The following is a 16,145-nucleotide window of genomic DNA, read 5'->3' as shown; positions in this document are numbered from 1 at the left end:
GTTCCCTTGACTACTGAGATGAAGAGAGATTTTTAATAACGTGGGATATCAATGGCTGTGGCAGTGGTCCAAAATATAATTCTGAAACAGCTTGTTTGATTGATATTGGATCCCAAAACTCCTGTTGTCGGTGGGACCGCTTAATACGGGAGTGATAAAGGACAAGTGATTTTATACCAATTGATTCTGACCGACATTCATCCCCAATAATATGAACCGGAGGACGATGGCTTTGAAGAAAGTAACTGGAGTTTTCGTTGGATTACTGATTGTCTCGGCTGGGATCAATGCCTGGAAACTCATTCCGCCTTACCTGGCTGACTTTTCGGTAAAGTCAAAGATAGTTACATCCATTGTTGAAGTGAATGATCAATTTCTTGGTACGGATATTCTTGTGCCTGAGTTTGTGCCCTTTGAGAAGGATCCCTATGCCTATGTTTCAGTTCCGGAATACACACTGGTCAGGAGCCGGCAAAAGGGCGACTGGGACGGGTATGTCATATCGATCACACCAACAAAGTTATCAAACTCTCATTATTATCAACTGATGATATCGGCTCAGACCACGGATCAATTCTCTGACAGGGAACTGACCTGGGAATTACGTGACGTCAGCCATTATTATAGGCAAACGCAAAACGTTACTCCGGGAAGGTACACGAAGGTTTTGGGAACATTTCAGAAAGGACCGGTATATTATGAAGTCTCTGGTGAGATGACGGGGAAAATTGATGAGGAGCTCAAAACAGCCGCAATCGCTGAATTGCAGCTAATTATCGATCAAATGGATCCCGTCACCAGCGTGGTGAAAGAGAACTCTCCATAAATGATAAGTACTGAGTGTTCGGAACTTATCTACGCGCGTCATTACTAGAATAACGACCTCCCTCTCAATGAAGAAACCACCTGCTAAAGGCTCACGGGAGTCTTTCTGCAGGTGGTTTCTTTGCATGAGAAGCAGTGAATTATTATGCCTGCTGAAGGTCTTTCATCCGGCGTTTGCTGGTCGGATCGGAGTTGCGCAGATCCCGGATCATGCCAATCATTCCGAGGAATGCAAAGAACAGACCCATGCCAAGATCAAGGAAAGAACCCTTCAGAAATTCAATGTCGCTATAGGCTGCGGTCAGCATCAGCGGGATATCGCGAAGAGTAGCTTCGGCAATTTCACCATCATTGATCATCGTTCCTAGAATCAGGCAATCACTGAGCACATTCCCAAGAATGACACCGAACACTGAGGTGATGATGACAATCGCGATTTTTCCTTTGCCATATCGGCCTCCTGCCAGGTCATAACCCTTCTGAGCCAAAAATCCAATGACAAAGCCGAGCATGGAGACAAAGAATCCGAAAAAGAGAGCTACGGCCCAGGGGATGGCACCCAGAATGGCACCGGCCAAAGCTCCAAGAAAGCCCCGGCCATAGCTGCCGGTGTCTTCTGAGATGAATTGCTCGACCAGGTTGGCAGACTGCATTTCCGCCGCAGATGAACAGCCTGGATGGACGTGGTGTGCCACCACCTCATCCAGTTTCCAGGGATCGAAGGGGCTGATGGAAGATCCGCATAACGGACAATACCCACTGCCAGTAAAACCATAGGATTTCAGCTGGGGCAGGATCCAGTTCAGAGCATCACGGAACTTATTCATGGTACCCGGATTATCGTGAAAGTTCACGACGACCGCGTCATCATGAATATTCAGTGCATTGATTCGGAAATCTTTTAACAGCGAATCATCGTCCGGCAGGCTCGCCAGGAATGCACCAACCTGCTCAGTGTCAGGGGACTTGGTTGAGATACCAAGCAGCTTGTAGCCCATTCCTTCGGAAAACGTCACATTAAATCCAAGATATTCGCCATAGGCAATACCCTGATCGGTTTTTAAACCGAGTTCTTTTGCCAGCTTTTTTAAACCAGTTCCTACCATCAGTAACCTCACATAAAATAATTTCGATGTTCTCGATCAATTCCAATCAATCCAGCGACTCATTGTGTTTTTATGTGTATATTATAACTGAAAATAAGCTTAATAAGTCTGATGAAATCCAATTATCATTTTTTCTTCCTCATTAAACTGAAACGATAATAATTACGGAAGTTCAGGTTCTGATCCCCGAGCACCACTGTGTACGGGAATAAGCTGTCCGTTTCTGCAGAATGTTTCCTAACAATGAATTTATAATAGTGATAGAATGTTGGAGGAATCAGAGAACGATAGTAAGGCTTTATTGGCATTTTCGATCGCTCCCTTTTGGCTGGGCACTGACGGATCACAGTAGAACACCCAGGTTCGCCGTTTACCATCTTTGAATTCAAGGGATTCAGGATCCGAAAATTCAGAGCCGTTGTCCAGGTTATCCCGAATTCGGGATTACCTGGATCAGGGGAGTCACTTCACCTGTCCCGCCTACCTTAAGCTCCTGGGCTCCTGCGGTGTTAAGGTCTCCATGGACGGCAAAGGACAGGCACTGGATAATGTACGGACCGAGCGGTTCTTCCGCAGTCTGAAATACGACGACCTCTCCATCAAGGAGTACGAGACACCAAAGGAGATGATCACAGGGATCAGAAAGTACATCCACACCTACAACACCATTCGTCCGCATGCATCCCTGAGGGGTCTTACCCCTATGCTTTCTGCCAGAACCAATCAACCCATCACGCAGCCTGAACAAGGTGTTCGGATGAAATCAAAATCCGTGTATTGACAATAGGGGGCACTTTAGTAGTCATCACATCGGTGATCTCTGTGATGGAAAAACGGAAGGGGCTAACATCGGTTTGCAGCGGAAGAATCTGTTCTGCTGCGAATGGAATCCAAACCTGAAAGAGTTGTTTCGAATACATTAGCTGCGATCATGTAGGTCAAGCAGCAAAGGGGATTTATGAAAGACAAAAAATCACTCTCAGTCAATGTCATTGTGTTGGGAATCGTCAGCTTTTTTAATGATGTGGCATCAGAGATGGTTTATCCCATCATCCCCCTATTCCTTACTTCCGTTCTGGGAGCCCCGGTTGAGCTGGTAGGGCTCATTGAAGGAATTGCAGAATCCACCGCCAGCTTTCTTAAGGTTGTATCCGGCTGGCTGTCAGATCGATTCCAAAAGCGAAAGATCTTTACAGTATTTGGCTATTCACTGTCCACGATCTCCAAGCTGGTCCTCGGACTAGCGCTGGGATGGCCGATGATCCTGCTTGGGCGATTTCTGGACCGATTCGGAAAGGGCATCAGAACGTCAGCCAGGGATGCACTGATCGCGGAAAGTTCAGCTAGGGAGAATGTGGGAAGGGCTTTTGGATTTCACCGTGCGCTGGACACCGCCGGGGCTGCGATCGGTCCGTTGGCGGCAATCCTGCTGATGAATCGCTTCGGTGGGAATAACCTGCGGTCCATCTTCATTCTTGCCCTGATCCCAGGAATCATTGGGGTGATTCTGCTGGTGATATTTGTTCGAGAGAAGGCACCGGCCTTCTGTCAACATCCGCCTCAGTTCAGACTTTCGAATCTGACTTTTGAATATAAGGTGTTTCTGATTGTCAGCGCGGTGTTCGCCATCGGAAATAGCTCAGACGTTTTTTTAATCCTGCGGGCACAATCCTTGGGCATGTCCACCACTTCAACCATTCTGGCGTATGTCGTATTTAACCTGGTTTATTCGCTCCTGTCTTATTTCACCGGATCATTAAGCGATGCGCTGGGGGCTGGGAAATTGCTGGCAGGAGGCTTCTTCCTGTTTGCGGTCACTTATTTCCTGTTGGGAATCAATCAGTCCACCACGATGATCTGGTTCCTCTTTGCATTGTATGGTGTCTATATGGCCCTGACCGAAGGGATCAGCAAGGCTTATATCACTCAGACAGCCAGTCAAGAGGTGATTGCCACATCCTTTGGGGCCTACCAGACAATCATGGGCATCTGCACATTCTTTTCCTCATTGCTTGCGGGACTTTTATGGACCCATATAGATCCCAGTGCCCCGTTTCTCTTTGGGGCGATTCTGGCAGTCTGCGCCGGTTTCCTGTTTATCTTCTTTGGGAAGGTAAACGGATCCGGGAACTGGGATCACCGCAGCGGATCAGGCGCCGGGTTGTCTGCAAATGAAGCTGAGCATATTAACCGAAGCAGAAAGGAATGATCTGATGAAAGAACTACAGCTCACAATTCAAATTCGGTCTTCGAAAGAAAGTGTCTGGGCAGTTCTTTGGAACGACGAGACGTTCCGGGACTGGGCAAATATCATCGACGAAGGGACGTATCTGGAAGGAGAGATGAAGCAGGGAAATGAAATCCAGTTCATTTCCTCTGTGAATGGCTATGGGGTAACCAGTTTGATTGAACAGCTTCGTCCTTTTGAATATGTCCTGTTCCGGCATGCGGCAGACACCCAGGGAAACGGGATCGAAGATCGCGAGAAAGAATGGACCGGAGGGAAAGAAAGCTACTCATTGACAGAACATCATGGTATAACCACATTGGTTCTGAGGACGGATGTTCCTGCGGAGCTGGTGGATATTTTTGAGACCAGACTTCCTCTGGCGATGGAGCGGATCAAGCAGCTGGCAGAATCCAGGGCATAATTGATTCAGCCGAATGAAAGATCATTTGATCATCCCCACCTTCTGATCATTGCTCACTGATCAGGAGTTGGGGATTCTTAATTTGACTATTTATGGATTCATCGGCTGTTGGAGGAGGCCGTATTTCCATTGGTTAAACGAATAAGACTCTCAGTTTGATTATGAAGACTCTCAGTTTGATTATGAAGCGATCACTTAGAATCACAGTAGATCGATAAAACAGATGGAACGCCCTGAATGAAACGATTTTCTGGGTTATCACTTGTTCCGGGCGATGAGGGGAAGTCCTGGGAGCCATTCAGTGGTCTGCCGGATGATTTGCAATGAGATCCACTGAACCCAGACTGAATGGGTGATCCGTTTGGGACGGTTGACATCTTTCGGAGAGATGGGATGCTGATGATTTGAGGGGAAAGTGGTGTTATCATCAGGAGAAAGGAGTGATGGGATATGGCCGGTTTGAAAGTTCTGCTGGTGGATGATGAGGCGGGGATCCTGGATCTGATCAGGGAATATATGGCGAAAGGAGACTATGAGGCGGATGAAGCGTCAGATGGGCTCATGGCATTGGAAATGCTGACATTGAAAAACTACGACATCGTGGTTCTGGATATCATGATGCCCGGGATGGATGGCTGGACCGCAGCCAGAAGCATTCGAAGCATCTCGGATGTCCCTATCATCATGCTGTCGGCTCGGGGAGAGGAATACGACAAACTGCTAGGCTTTGAGATGGGCATTGATGACTATCTGGTCAAGCCCTTCAGCCCTCGTGAGCTCCTGGCCCGGATCCGGGCTATTACTTCCAGGAAAGCGCAGGCAGGCCTGTCCTGGGGCTCATGGCTTGCCATTGGTGAGCTCAGGATTGATCCGGATAGTCGCAGGGTGCTCCTGGGCGGAGAGGCTGTTTCGCTGACACCGAAGGAGTTTGATCTCCTTTATTTTTTGGCGAAGCACCCGGGAAAGGCATTTTCCAGAGAACATCTCCTGACGGCTGTCTGGGGGTTGGATTTCCAGGGGGACAGCCGGACTGTTGACACTCACATCAAACAGCTTCGCGAGCGTCTGCAGGAGGAGCGAAGGCTCATCGTCACCGTCTGGGGCCATGGTTATCGGCTGGATCCGGAGGTGAAACCATGAAGGGCATCTCGCTGAAGCTTTTTCAGGGCATGATGATTCTGGTCACAATCATGCTGGCCTGCCTGTGGCTCTTCCAGATCGTATTTCTGGAGGACTTTTACAGCACCCGACAGATCCGGCTGATGCAGGATAAGGTATCCGCCGTCGCGGCTCGAATCAATACCGTGGGGTGGGAGGAACCGGGACTGACCATAGAAATTCAGGAGATGGCCGAGGTCTACCATTCAGTGCTCGGTCTCTATGACAGCCAGGGAACGGTAATCTTGGAGGCTGGCCGCGAGTCAGGCGAAGGAACCGGTAAGTTTTACGATAAACACATGAGAGAACTGGCCGAGCAAACCATCCAGACCAAAACCGTGACGGTAAAGGAAGAGCGGACGCGGACCGGGGCTCACTTTCTGGTAGTTGCCTGTCCCTCTGGCGACGGGGTCCTGGCCGCCGCTGTTCCTCTGGCTCCGGTGGCAGACACCGTATCCATCCTGAAAAGTCAGCTCGCCTATGTCACCGGTATTTTGCTGGTCATAGCTTTTCTCCTGTCACTGGTTCTTTCCAGACGTTTTGTCAGGCCGATTCAGAACCTGTCAACCTATACCCGGGCCATTGCTCAGGGGGGCTTCGCTCAGGATTTCGCAGTGGCAGGAAACGACGAGATCGCTGCTCTGTCCCGCGATATCAGGGAGATGGGCCAAGAGCTGGGCCGGACGGAAAGACTTCGGAAGGAGCTGATCGGCAACATTTCGCATGAACTTCGCACACCGCTGAGCCTGATTAAAGGTTATGCCGAAACCTTGCGGGACGTCACCGGTCATGATTGAGACAAGCGAACCAGGCAGCTGGGGATCATCATCCAGGAGACTGACCGGCTGTCCCGGCTGGTGGATGACATTCTCAGCATGTCACGTCTGGATTCCGGTGTTGTGACGCTCTCCCTTGACCGGGTAGATCTGTCAGAATTGTCCCGTCAGATATCAGACCGTTTCATGGATCTCTCGGACCGTTCCGGAATCCGCCTGACGCTCGAACTGGAGACTTGCTGCACCATTCGAGCTGACAGGCGGTATATGGAACAGGTTTTAGTCAACTTGCTGAGCAATGCCTTTCGCTATGCCCGCGAGACGGTCACAATTTCGGTTTCTAAGAGGGAGGATCAGGTCGAACTGCGGGTAGCAGATGACGGTCCGGGGATCCCGCCGGAAGAACTTGCCCGGATCTGGGAAAGATATTACAAAGGAGCCAAATCCACGGACATCGGAACTGGTCTTGGCCTGGCCATCGTGAAAAGCATCCTGGAGTCCCATGGATTCTCCTATGGTGCACAGAATCTGGATACCGGCGGAGCCAGCCTGTTCTTTGCTGCCCGCATAGCCCGCTGATCCCGCCGGCTGACATCACAATCGCTCAGTTTTGACGAAAACACCTCACAGATCCATCACATATTCGCGATATGATTTGAATGTAAAAGAAACGGATTCGATCATGTGGGGGAATCATTTTGAAACGAAAACCAAAACTCAGACTTTATGTCCAGATCTTCTTTTTCACGCTCATCGGCCTCATCGCCGTCAATCACACCCTGGCAGAAGCCGGCCGGGGAATTCCATTGTTAGCCGATGCTTCGCTGCATGCCCTTTGTCCCTTCGGCGGCATGGTGACCCTGTATAATCTGGGTACCCTCGGAACCTTCGTCCAGAAAATCCATATGTCCTCCGTGATCCTGATGGTGCTAGTCTTTCTCCTGGCGATCCTGTTCGGGCCTGTCTTCTGTGGTTGGGTCTGCCCCCTGGGATCCTTTCAGGAGTGGATCGGCAAGCTTGGAAAAAAACTCCTTGGGAAACACTTCAGTCAGGTGATCCCGGCAAGCGTCGACAAGGTTTTAAAATATGCCCGCTACCTCGTGCTCATCTGGGTCGTTTATGTTACCGCCCGGTCGGGATACCTTATGTTTGCGGAGATTGATCCCTACAATGCGCTCTTCTCGTTCTGGTCCTCGGAAGCAGCGATCCCCGGACTTATCATTCTGCTCATTACCATGGCGGCTTCACTGGCCGTATCCAGGCCCTGGTGCCGGTATGCCTGCCCCTATGGGGCATTGCTGGGGCTGTCCAATAAAGTCAGGATCTTCAGCATCCGGCGGAACGATTCGACCTGCATCAGCTGCCACCAGTGCGACAAAAGCTGCCCCATGGGAATCGTGGTATCGAACAAGGGAAAGGTCACAGATCTCCACTGCATCAGCTGTCTGGAGTGCACCTCGGAGCAGGCTTGTCCAGTCCCTGACACCGTAAATCTGATGAATGGCATCTTCATGATCCAGCCAGACACGAAGGGGGAGGAAAAAGCATGAAAAAGATCACTTCAAGATTTCTCGCGCTGACTGTATTCCTGGTGATCTTTGGCGGGATTGGGGCAACCATCCTGACCGATCTCTGGACCACGAAATCCACGAAAACCCCGGTGACCTTTCAGAACGGGGAGTTTAAGGGACAGTATAATCCCGCCGATATCCGAGGCTCCTACACCTTTACGGAAGTAGCGGAGCTGTTCCAAGTCAAACTTTCGGATCTTTATGACGCCTTTGGCATACCGGCAGGGACGGACGGAACGACCATCCAGACCAAGGCTCTTGAAGAAATGTATCCGGATCTCCCCCATGAGATCGGCAATGGGTCAGTGCAGCTGTTCGTTGCACTGTATAAAGGACTGCCAGCTGAACTGGATGGCGATACGTATCTGCCCGCACCGGCCCGGGAGATTCTCCTGAAGACCAACAGCAGGCTCACCGGTGATCAAAAGGAATACATCGACGCTCATCTCCAGGACCTTTCCCAACCGACTGTTGATGGGACGGACACCACACCATCGAGTGGGTCCGGCAGTTCCACCACATCACCCAGTGGGTCGGGCAGTTCCACGACACCAATAACCACCGAGGCGGATCATGTGGAACCATTGGTGAAAGGATCCACGACATTCCAGCAAGTCCTGGATGCAGGCATCACCCAAGTTCAGATTGAAGCGATCCTTGGGGCTGCGATGCCCCCCGGCAATGCCACAATCAAGGACTACTGCCTGGAACAGGGGATTTCCTTCTCGGAAATCAAAGATCAGCTGAACGCCCTGGCAGACCGATAAGCAGACCCCAGCCGAACCGGGAGATCCGGAGCGGCTGGGGTTCCTTTATGCTGGGGCTGAGTGACTAAGTCCGTTCACGTCTGGACTTTTCGGTGAACTGCAGTTTTTTGTCCTGAACTTCATGTAGATAACGCCACAGATGATATCATGGATAATAAAACGGTAAGAAATCGGATTGCGATCCTTGAATATCGCAAAATAACAGCATAAGGCGAGGACCACAGGTGAGAGGGTTAGGAACACTGTTTAATGTCATAGGCATCATTGCAGGGGGAATTGTCGGGAATTTTGTCGGACACCGCTTAAAGTCCAAGATGCAGGAAACGCTCCTGACAATGACCGGAATCGGAGTAGTCATCCTGGGGATCGGCGGCGCGTTGAGTCAGATGCTTTCAGTGGTTGACGGGAAGCTGACCTCCAGCGGTTCGATGATGATGATCATCAGCTTAGCCGGCGGAGCCGTCATGGGAGAGCTCCTGCAAATTGAGAATAAGGTATTCCAGTTCGGTGACTGGCTGAAGCGAATCAGTCACAGTGGTGAAGACAATCGATTTGTGTCCGGCTTTGTTTCCGCCTCCTGTACCGTGTGTATCGGAGCCATGGCGGTGATTGGTTCGATCCAGGACGGGGTCAGCGGCGATTACTCAGTGCTTGTCGCCAAGGGAGTCATTGACGCGATCATTATTTTCGTCATGACAGCAGCTCAGGGGAAGGGGAGTATTTTTTCCGCGGTACCAGTTGGCCTGTTCCAAGGCATCATCACTTTGCTGGCTTTTTTTGCAGGTGATTTTCTGCCGGCCCAGGCCATCAGCAACCTGTCCTTCGTCGGTTCCATTCTGATCCTCTGTGTCGGTTTGAACCTGGTTCGCGATAAACAAATTCGCGTAGCCAATACATTGCCGGCTGTGGTCATTGCAGTGGTCTTTGGGTATTTCCAATAGCCGGTGCCATGTTTCAGGCCTGACCTGACCCACAGGAATCCAGGGCAGCCATGCAAACCGGGAGCGTCCGGCGTCGACGGATCATTTCACGAACCGCAATCGTCATGTCCGGAGCTTCCTCGCGCCACAGGTGTGGAGTCAGACAGCGAACGGAGTTAGCCAGAGCATCCCTCGATAAGAACGGATGCTCTGGCTAACTCCGTTCCAGTTCTCTTCCCGGAGGATCATATTCGCTGCAGCTTGACTGGCATAGACAGAACCAAGGATTTTAAGAGGTGTGTCATAAAAGGTCTGTTTCTTAATTAACAATTGCAGGAGCTGATCGTTGGACTTTTGGATTGTGGAGAAAGCTTTGAAAAAAGTGAACGTTCACTGGAACGGTCAAATAATGGTTGAAGAGAGTTTAACAAGGGAGTAACATATAGAAAATATCATCACAAAAAAGAAGTGATAACAAGACAAATTTCCTTTTATGTGCTTCCGCCGCGGAAGTTGAATGGAGTAAATTAAGTCAAGTTCACGAAAGATTAAGCACCAGTTTTGCCAAACTGTGAAAACGTTGACATGGAGAAAATACTAACAAGCATTGAAAACACTTGAAATTAAGGAGTGTCGTTTCAAAGTTCTGTTTGATTCGTGTAGTGTGCCGGGACAGGATTATATCACTGCAAGACCTGCTGTTTATTGCATTTCCCATTTTTGAATTATCTTTACGGGGGGATCGTATTTCATGAAATCAATTGTAAATAGAAATCGAATCAAAGTGAATGTCAACGGAAGAGAAGTAGAAGTCTATGAGGATCTGACCATCCTGCAGGCGCTGACCCAGGAGGATATCTATGTGCCGCACCTTTGTTACGACATCCGTCTGGAGCGTGCCAACGGCAACTGTGGGCTGTGTGTCGTGGAACTGGGGGAAGGGGAGGATAAAGTTGAAGTGAAATCCTGCCAGACGCCGGTGAAAGAAGGCATGGTGATTCATACAACCAGCGAGAAACTAACCGCATACCGGAAAATTCGTCTGGAGCAGCTGCTGTCAGACCATAACGCGGACTGCGTTGCTCCCTGCGTCAATACGTGTCCGGACAACGTTGATATTCAGAAGTATCTGCGCCATGCTCAAACCGGCAACTTTGCGGATGCCCTGAGAACGATCAAGACCACGAATCCATTTCCGGTGGTCTGCGGCCGCGTCTGTCCTCATCCCTGTGAGGCAGAATGCCGGCGAAATCTGGTCGATACGCCCGTAGCCATTAATAATGTCAAACGGTTTGTCGCAGATCTGGACATTGATGGTTTAAGCCCCTATATGCCCAAAGTCAAACCCGCGACGGGCAAGCGGATCGCGATCATCGGCGCCGGTCCCTCCGGAATGACGGCTGCTTATTACAGTGCGATCAACGGACATGATGTCACGATCTTCGAGCGTCAGCCCCATGCCGGCGGCATGATGCGGTATGGCATCCCGGAGTATCGCCTGCCTAAGACAACCTTGGACAAGGAAATCAACATGATCCGGAACCTCGGGGTCAAAATCATCACGGGAAAGGAAGTCGGAACCCATATTACCCTGACCGATCTCCAAAAAGATTTTGACGCGGTATATCTGGCAATTGGTTCCTGGGGCGCCACTCCGATTCAGTATGAAGGCGTCTGGATGGGCATCCAGTATCTGGAGAAAACCACCAAGGGTCTGGATACGAAAACCGGCAAGAACGTGGTGGTCATCGGCGGAGGCAATACAGCCATCGACTGTTCCAGAACCGCGATCCGCAGCGGAGCGGAAAATGTCACGATTCTGTATCGCAGAAGCCGGGAAGAAATGCCGGCTGAGCCTTATGAGATTGAAGAAGCTCTCGAAGAGGGCGTCAAGATGGAATTCCTGGTTTCCCCGGAGAAAATCGTTGCCAGAGACGATAAAATGCTACTGCACTGTATCCGGATGGAGCTGGGTGAACCGGATCGTTCGGGAAGAAGGCGCCCCATCCGCATTGAAGGCAGTGAAACCATCATTGAAGCGGATACCGTCATCGGTGCCATCGGCCAGACCACGGATACCAGATTCCTGTACAATGACCTCCCGGTCCGGTTGAATAACTGGGGTGATGTGGATGTTAACGGCAGAACGTTTGAGACATCCGAGCGCAAGATCTTTGCCGGCGGTGACTGCGTTACCGGTCCGGCAACGGTGATTCAGGCCATTGCGGCCGGCCGTCACGCCGCGGAATCCATCGACTGCTTCCTGGAGAAAGGCTACGTGAAACCCCATGACGTGGATTTCAGCTGCAGCCGCGGAACCCTGGAAGACCTGCCCAAGTGGGAATTTGAGGAAATGCCCCGGCTGAACCGGACTCAGGGCGCGACCATCGATCTGGAACGGAGAAAGTCCGGCTACACTGAGGTTGAACTGGGACTGACAAAAGAACAGGCTATGGAAGAAGCTGCCCGCTGTCTGCAGTGCGGCTGCAAGGAGCGGTATGACTGCAATCTTCGGAACACGGCCACCGAGCACGGCATTCACTACAAAAAGCCCGCCCACGTACGGCCATACTTCCCGATTGTGGAGGATCATCCCTTCATCACCAGAGATCATAATAAGTGCATATCCTGCGGGCGCTGCATTGCTGCCTGTGCAGAAGTTGAAGGTCCGGACATTCTGACCTTCTACATTCGGGACGGCCGTCAGATCGTTGGCACCAAGAGCGGCCTGCCGCTGCAGGAAACGGACTGCATCAGCTGCGGCCACTGCGTCAATGCCTGCCCCTGCGGCGCGCTGAGCTACAAGACGGAAAAAGACCAGGTATTCTCCGCGCTGAATGATCCCACCAAGACGGTGGTTGGCTTTGTCGCCCCGGCGGTTCGAGCCATTGTCGCCGAACACTACGGTTTAACGGCAGAGCAGGCAACCCCCTTTATGGCAGGCATGCTGAAACGGATGGGCTTCAAGAAAGTATTCGATAATGCCTTCGCCGCCGATCTGACCATTCTGGAAGAAACTAATGAGTTCCTGACTCGTGTAACCAGCGGCGGTGTCATGCCTCAGTTCACCTCCTGCTGTCCGGGCTGGGTAAACTTCGTGGAACGCCGCTATCCGGAAATCATCCCGCATCTGTCCACCTGCAAATCTCCTCAAATGATGATGGGAGCGACGATCAAGAGCCACTTTGCCAAAGTAAGCGGCATTGACAAGAAAGACTTGTTCGTTGTTTCCGTGGTCCCATGCATCGCCAAGAAGTATGAAGCCAAACGCCCCGAATTCGCCCCGGATGGCGTTCCGGATGTCGATGCGGTCATCAATTCCCTGGAACTGCTCGAAATGCTTGAAATGAAAGGCATTGAAAAAGAGGACATCTCCGCACAGGACTATGATGATCCGTATAAGATCGGAACAGGAGCCGGCATCCTCTTCGGAAATTCCGGCGGCGTTGCGGAAGCTGCCTTGAGACTGGCCGTGGAGAAACTGTCGGGGGTTCCCCTGGGCGATCATGTCGACTTTACGGAGATCAGAGGATTTGACGGTGTCAAGGAAACGACCATCGAGGCCAACGGCATGAAGGTCCGGGTAGCCGTCATCAGCGGCTTGAACAATGCCGAACCGATCCTTCAGAAAATGGCTGACGGTGAAGAAATCGGCTATGATCTCATTGAAATCATGGCATGCCCCGGCGGCTGCATTTCCGGTGCCGGGCATCCGGTCCCGAAAAAAGTCGGAACTCTGGAACAGCGCGGTCAGGTGATTGTGGATGCGGATAAAGGTTCGAAATTCCGGAAGTCGCAGGACAACCCGGACATCCTGAAGCTGTATCATGATTTCTTTGGAGACCCCAATTCTCATCTGGCTCATGAGCTGCTGCACACTCATTACACTCAGGTCAAAGGGGATACGCTGGGACGCAATGTGGTTCGCAAGAGCAACTCCGCGTTCATCACCCGTGAGTTTGACATCTGTGTCTGCGACAAATGCGCTGCCTTAGGCTCCAGAGAACTGTATGAGCATACGGCAAAGAAAATTAAGGAAGAGAACAAGGAAGCCTTTGCCCGAGTCAGAACCATCCGACTGAAAGAGAATCATCCCGGTGATGGGATTTATGTGACTTTGGACGGAAAGGTCATCGAGTCCGGAAAACTGAGCAATATCTATCGGACCATTAAAGAGAATCTTTAAAGATCTCAGAAAATAATGCCAGACCAAGATCCCGCCGGGCAATCCCCGGCGGGATTATTTCTTCTGTTTCATGGCCCGCTTCATTTTGGATGGTTCGGACTGAATCTCCAGGACTGAATCTCCAGGACTGAATCTCCAGGACTGAATCTCCAGGACTGAATCTCCAGGACTGATTCTCCAGGACCGAATCTCTGCGACGGAATCTCTGCGACGGAATCTCTGCGACCAAATCTCTGCAATCGGATCGTCTGAAGCGCTTATTGAAGCTTGCGATGTGCGATGAGATATTGTGAAACCAAAGCTGACGGACATCAGCAGTCAAAACGGAATTGGACCAGAAAGCGATACAGAAGAAATGCGGTCTGAAAGGGATGATAGAGGTTGGGCAATTCCAGACTAAGCGCAATGAGGGACGTTCAAAAAATAAAAAAGAATAGGTATCCTGTAAATGTGGTATACTACCTTAGTCTATATCCTCGGTGAACTTCACCGGAGGAGGTTTACCAGCAAACAACAACATCTCTCTGCCGTCACCGGAAGCTTGTTTGTCAATTAATACTATGTGTCGGCGGAGGAAATGTGAGATCAGATGAATTTTAAAGAGTTAAATGTAATAGGGCCGATTTTGAAAGCCCTGGAAAAAGAAAAGTACGAGTCGCCCACTCCGATTCAGGAACAGGCGATACCCCATATCTTAAAGCAGCGTGACCTTCTGGGCTGTGCTCAGACCGGTACCGGCAAAACAGCAGCATTCGCGGTACCCATGCTTCAGCTGCTGTCAAAGAAAGGCGGATCCGGCAAAGGAAACCGTTCGATCAAAGCCCTGGTGCTGACGCCTACCAGAGAACTGGCCATCCAGATCTATGACAGCTTCAGAACCTACGGGCAGTTCACGAACCTGACATATGGTGTAATTTTTGGCGGTGTGTCGCAGGTTCCCCAGGAACAGGTACTTCGGACCGGCATTGATATTCTGGTAGCTACACCAGGCCGGCTCAATGACCTCATTGGTCAGGGACTGATTAACCTGAAGGCGCTTGAGATCTTCGTATTGGATGAAGCTGACCGCATGCTGGACATGGGCTTTCTGAACGATGTGAAGAAAGTCATTCGACAGCTGCCGGCAAAAAAGCAAACCCTTCTGTTTTCGGCAACGATGTCTCCGGATATCATGGAAATTGCCAACTCCATCCTGGTCAAGCCAGAAAAGGTGTCTGTCACTCCGGTGTCATCCGCCGTTGATACGGTCCAGCAGGTTTTATACCATGTTGACAAGGGAAATAAGAAAGAACTTCTGAAACACCTGCTGCAGGATCCAACCATTGATTCTGCGCTGGTATTCAGCCGGACCAAGCATGGTGCGGATAAAATCGTGAAAGATCTGGAGCGGGCTAATATCAAAGCCGCTGCGATTCATGGCAATAAATCCCAGGGAAACCGCCAGACGGCGTTAAGCAATTTCAAGAACCGGGTCACCCGGGTCCTGGTAGCCACTGACATTGCGGCTCGCGGAATTGATATCGATGAGCTGTCCCATGTCTTCAATTATGATTTGCCCAATGTTCCGGAGACCTATATCCATCGCATCGGCCGAACCGGAAGAGCAGGTCTGGAAGGCACAGCCATTTCTTTCTGTGATTTCGACGAAAAGCCGCTTTTGAAAGATATTGAAAAGTTGATGGGCAAAAAGGTTCCTGAAGTGAAGAACCACCCCTATCCGATGGTTGTTCTGACCCCTGCGGTCAAAGCAGAGCCCCAGAGGCCGGCTAACCCAAGAAAGAACTCGAAAGCACCGGTTCAGAATCAGCCCAGAGCTGCAGGAACTCGGAAACAACAGCAGAAAACGCACTGCCAATAGAACATTCGGAAGAATACACCCCAGTGGAGTGCATAACCCAGAACCAAAATGGAATAATGACCTGAAATGGGCTCTTCTGACTGGTGTCAGAAGAGCCCTTTTTCAATACAAGGCAGCCCTAATGTTTTTTGATAAGGATGATAAGGATGATAAGGGTTATTTGGATTAATCGGATTGAACGGCTGTACGAAACGGATCTTTTGGGTAGCCGCAAGAGTTGACACATTGGCGAGTTCGTGATTTTCTAAGGGTATAGCCGCCAGTCGGGCTCGATCAGCCTGCTCAGTCAGACTCATAAGAATCAGGCTGGTCATGAGACCAGGCGAA

At 50.6% G+C, this 16,145-nt stretch carries 12 protein-coding genes and 1 pseudogene; 12 read left to right on the top strand and 1 reads right to left on the bottom strand.

What is annotated here, in order from left to right; translation table 11 throughout:
* The first annotated feature begins 232 nt into the window (after window positions 1-232).
* Window positions 233-826, top strand: a complete 594-nt coding sequence (locus P6M73_RS10675; protein ID WP_277853043.1) for a hypothetical protein — start codon at window positions 233-235, stop codon at window positions 824-826.
* A 142-nt stretch (window positions 827-968) separates the two neighbouring features.
* Here the strand turns inward: P6M73_RS10675 and P6M73_RS10670 are convergent, their stop codons facing one another.
* Window positions 969-1,931: a hypothetical protein gene (locus tag P6M73_RS10670; RefSeq protein WP_277853042.1), complete on the bottom strand. Its 963-nt coding sequence runs from the start codon at window positions 1,929-1,931 to the stop codon at window positions 969-971.
* Window positions 1,932-2,382: 451 nt separating this feature from the next.
* On the opposite strand from P6M73_RS10670, the pseudogene P6M73_RS10665 reads away from it, so the two are divergent.
* The 11 genes and pseudogenes from P6M73_RS10665 to P6M73_RS10615 form a co-directional block, all read left to right on the top strand.
* Window positions 2,383-2,712: pseudogene (locus tag P6M73_RS10665) on the top strand (transposase); the annotation flags it as partial.
* 177 nt (window positions 2,713-2,889) lie between these two features.
* On the top strand, window positions 2,890-4,140 hold the full coding sequence (locus tag P6M73_RS10660) for an MFS transporter (protein WP_277853041.1): 1,251 nt from the start codon (window positions 2,890-2,892) through the stop codon (window positions 4,138-4,140).
* 4 nt (window positions 4,141-4,144) lie between these two features.
* On the top strand, window positions 4,145-4,582 hold the full coding sequence (locus tag P6M73_RS10655; protein ID WP_277853040.1) for a hypothetical protein: 438 nt from the start codon (window positions 4,145-4,147) through the stop codon (window positions 4,580-4,582).
* A 450-nt stretch (window positions 4,583-5,032) separates the two neighbouring features.
* Window positions 5,033-5,722, top strand: a complete 690-nt coding sequence (locus tag P6M73_RS10650) for a response regulator transcription factor (RefSeq protein ID WP_277853039.1) — start codon at window positions 5,033-5,035, stop codon at window positions 5,720-5,722.
* On the top strand, window positions 5,719-6,537 hold the full coding sequence (locus P6M73_RS10645) for a HAMP domain-containing protein (protein ID WP_277853038.1): 819 nt from the start codon (window positions 5,719-5,721) through the stop codon (window positions 6,535-6,537). Before P6M73_RS10650 ends, P6M73_RS10645 begins: the two co-directional genes overlap by 4 nt.
* 78 nt (window positions 6,538-6,615) lie before the next feature.
* Window positions 6,616-7,095, top strand: coding sequence for a sensor histidine kinase (locus P6M73_RS10640; RefSeq protein WP_277853037.1), 480 nt, complete (start codon window positions 6,616-6,618; stop codon window positions 7,093-7,095).
* A gap of 119 nt (window positions 7,096-7,214) precedes the next feature.
* Window positions 7,215-8,066 carry a 4Fe-4S binding protein gene (locus P6M73_RS10635; RefSeq protein WP_277853036.1) on the top strand — a complete coding sequence of 284 codons (852 nt, stop codon included), beginning with the start codon at window positions 7,215-7,217 and terminating at the stop codon, window positions 8,064-8,066.
* A complete protein-coding gene (locus tag P6M73_RS10630) occupies window positions 8,063-8,854 on the top strand; it encodes a hypothetical protein (RefSeq protein ID WP_277853035.1) in 792 nt (263 codons plus the stop codon). The genes P6M73_RS10635 and P6M73_RS10630 overlap by 4 nt, the downstream gene beginning before the upstream one ends.
* Window positions 8,855-9,078: 224 nt before the next feature.
* Window positions 9,079-9,795 (top strand): DUF554 domain-containing protein, encoded by a 717-nt coding sequence (locus P6M73_RS10625; RefSeq protein ID WP_277853034.1) that lies wholly within the window; start codon window positions 9,079-9,081, stop codon window positions 9,793-9,795.
* Window positions 9,796-10,525: 730 nt separating this feature from the next.
* Window positions 10,526-13,960, top strand: a complete 3,435-nt coding sequence (locus tag P6M73_RS10620; RefSeq protein ID WP_277853033.1) for a [FeFe] hydrogenase, group A — start codon at window positions 10,526-10,528, stop codon at window positions 13,958-13,960.
* A 589-nt stretch (window positions 13,961-14,549) separates the two neighbouring features.
* Window positions 14,550-15,818: a DEAD/DEAH box helicase gene (locus tag P6M73_RS10615; RefSeq protein ID WP_277853032.1), complete on the top strand. Its 1,269-nt coding sequence runs from the start codon at window positions 14,550-14,552 to the stop codon at window positions 15,816-15,818.
* Window positions 15,819-16,145: the final 327 nt, after the last annotated feature.

The sequence above is a fragment of the Anaerococcoides asporogena genome, assembly GCF_029590275.1.
Lineage (GTDB): Bacteria > Bacillota > Clostridia > Clostridiales > Clostridiaceae > JG1575.
This window is presented reverse-complemented; position numbering and strand designations above follow the sequence as displayed.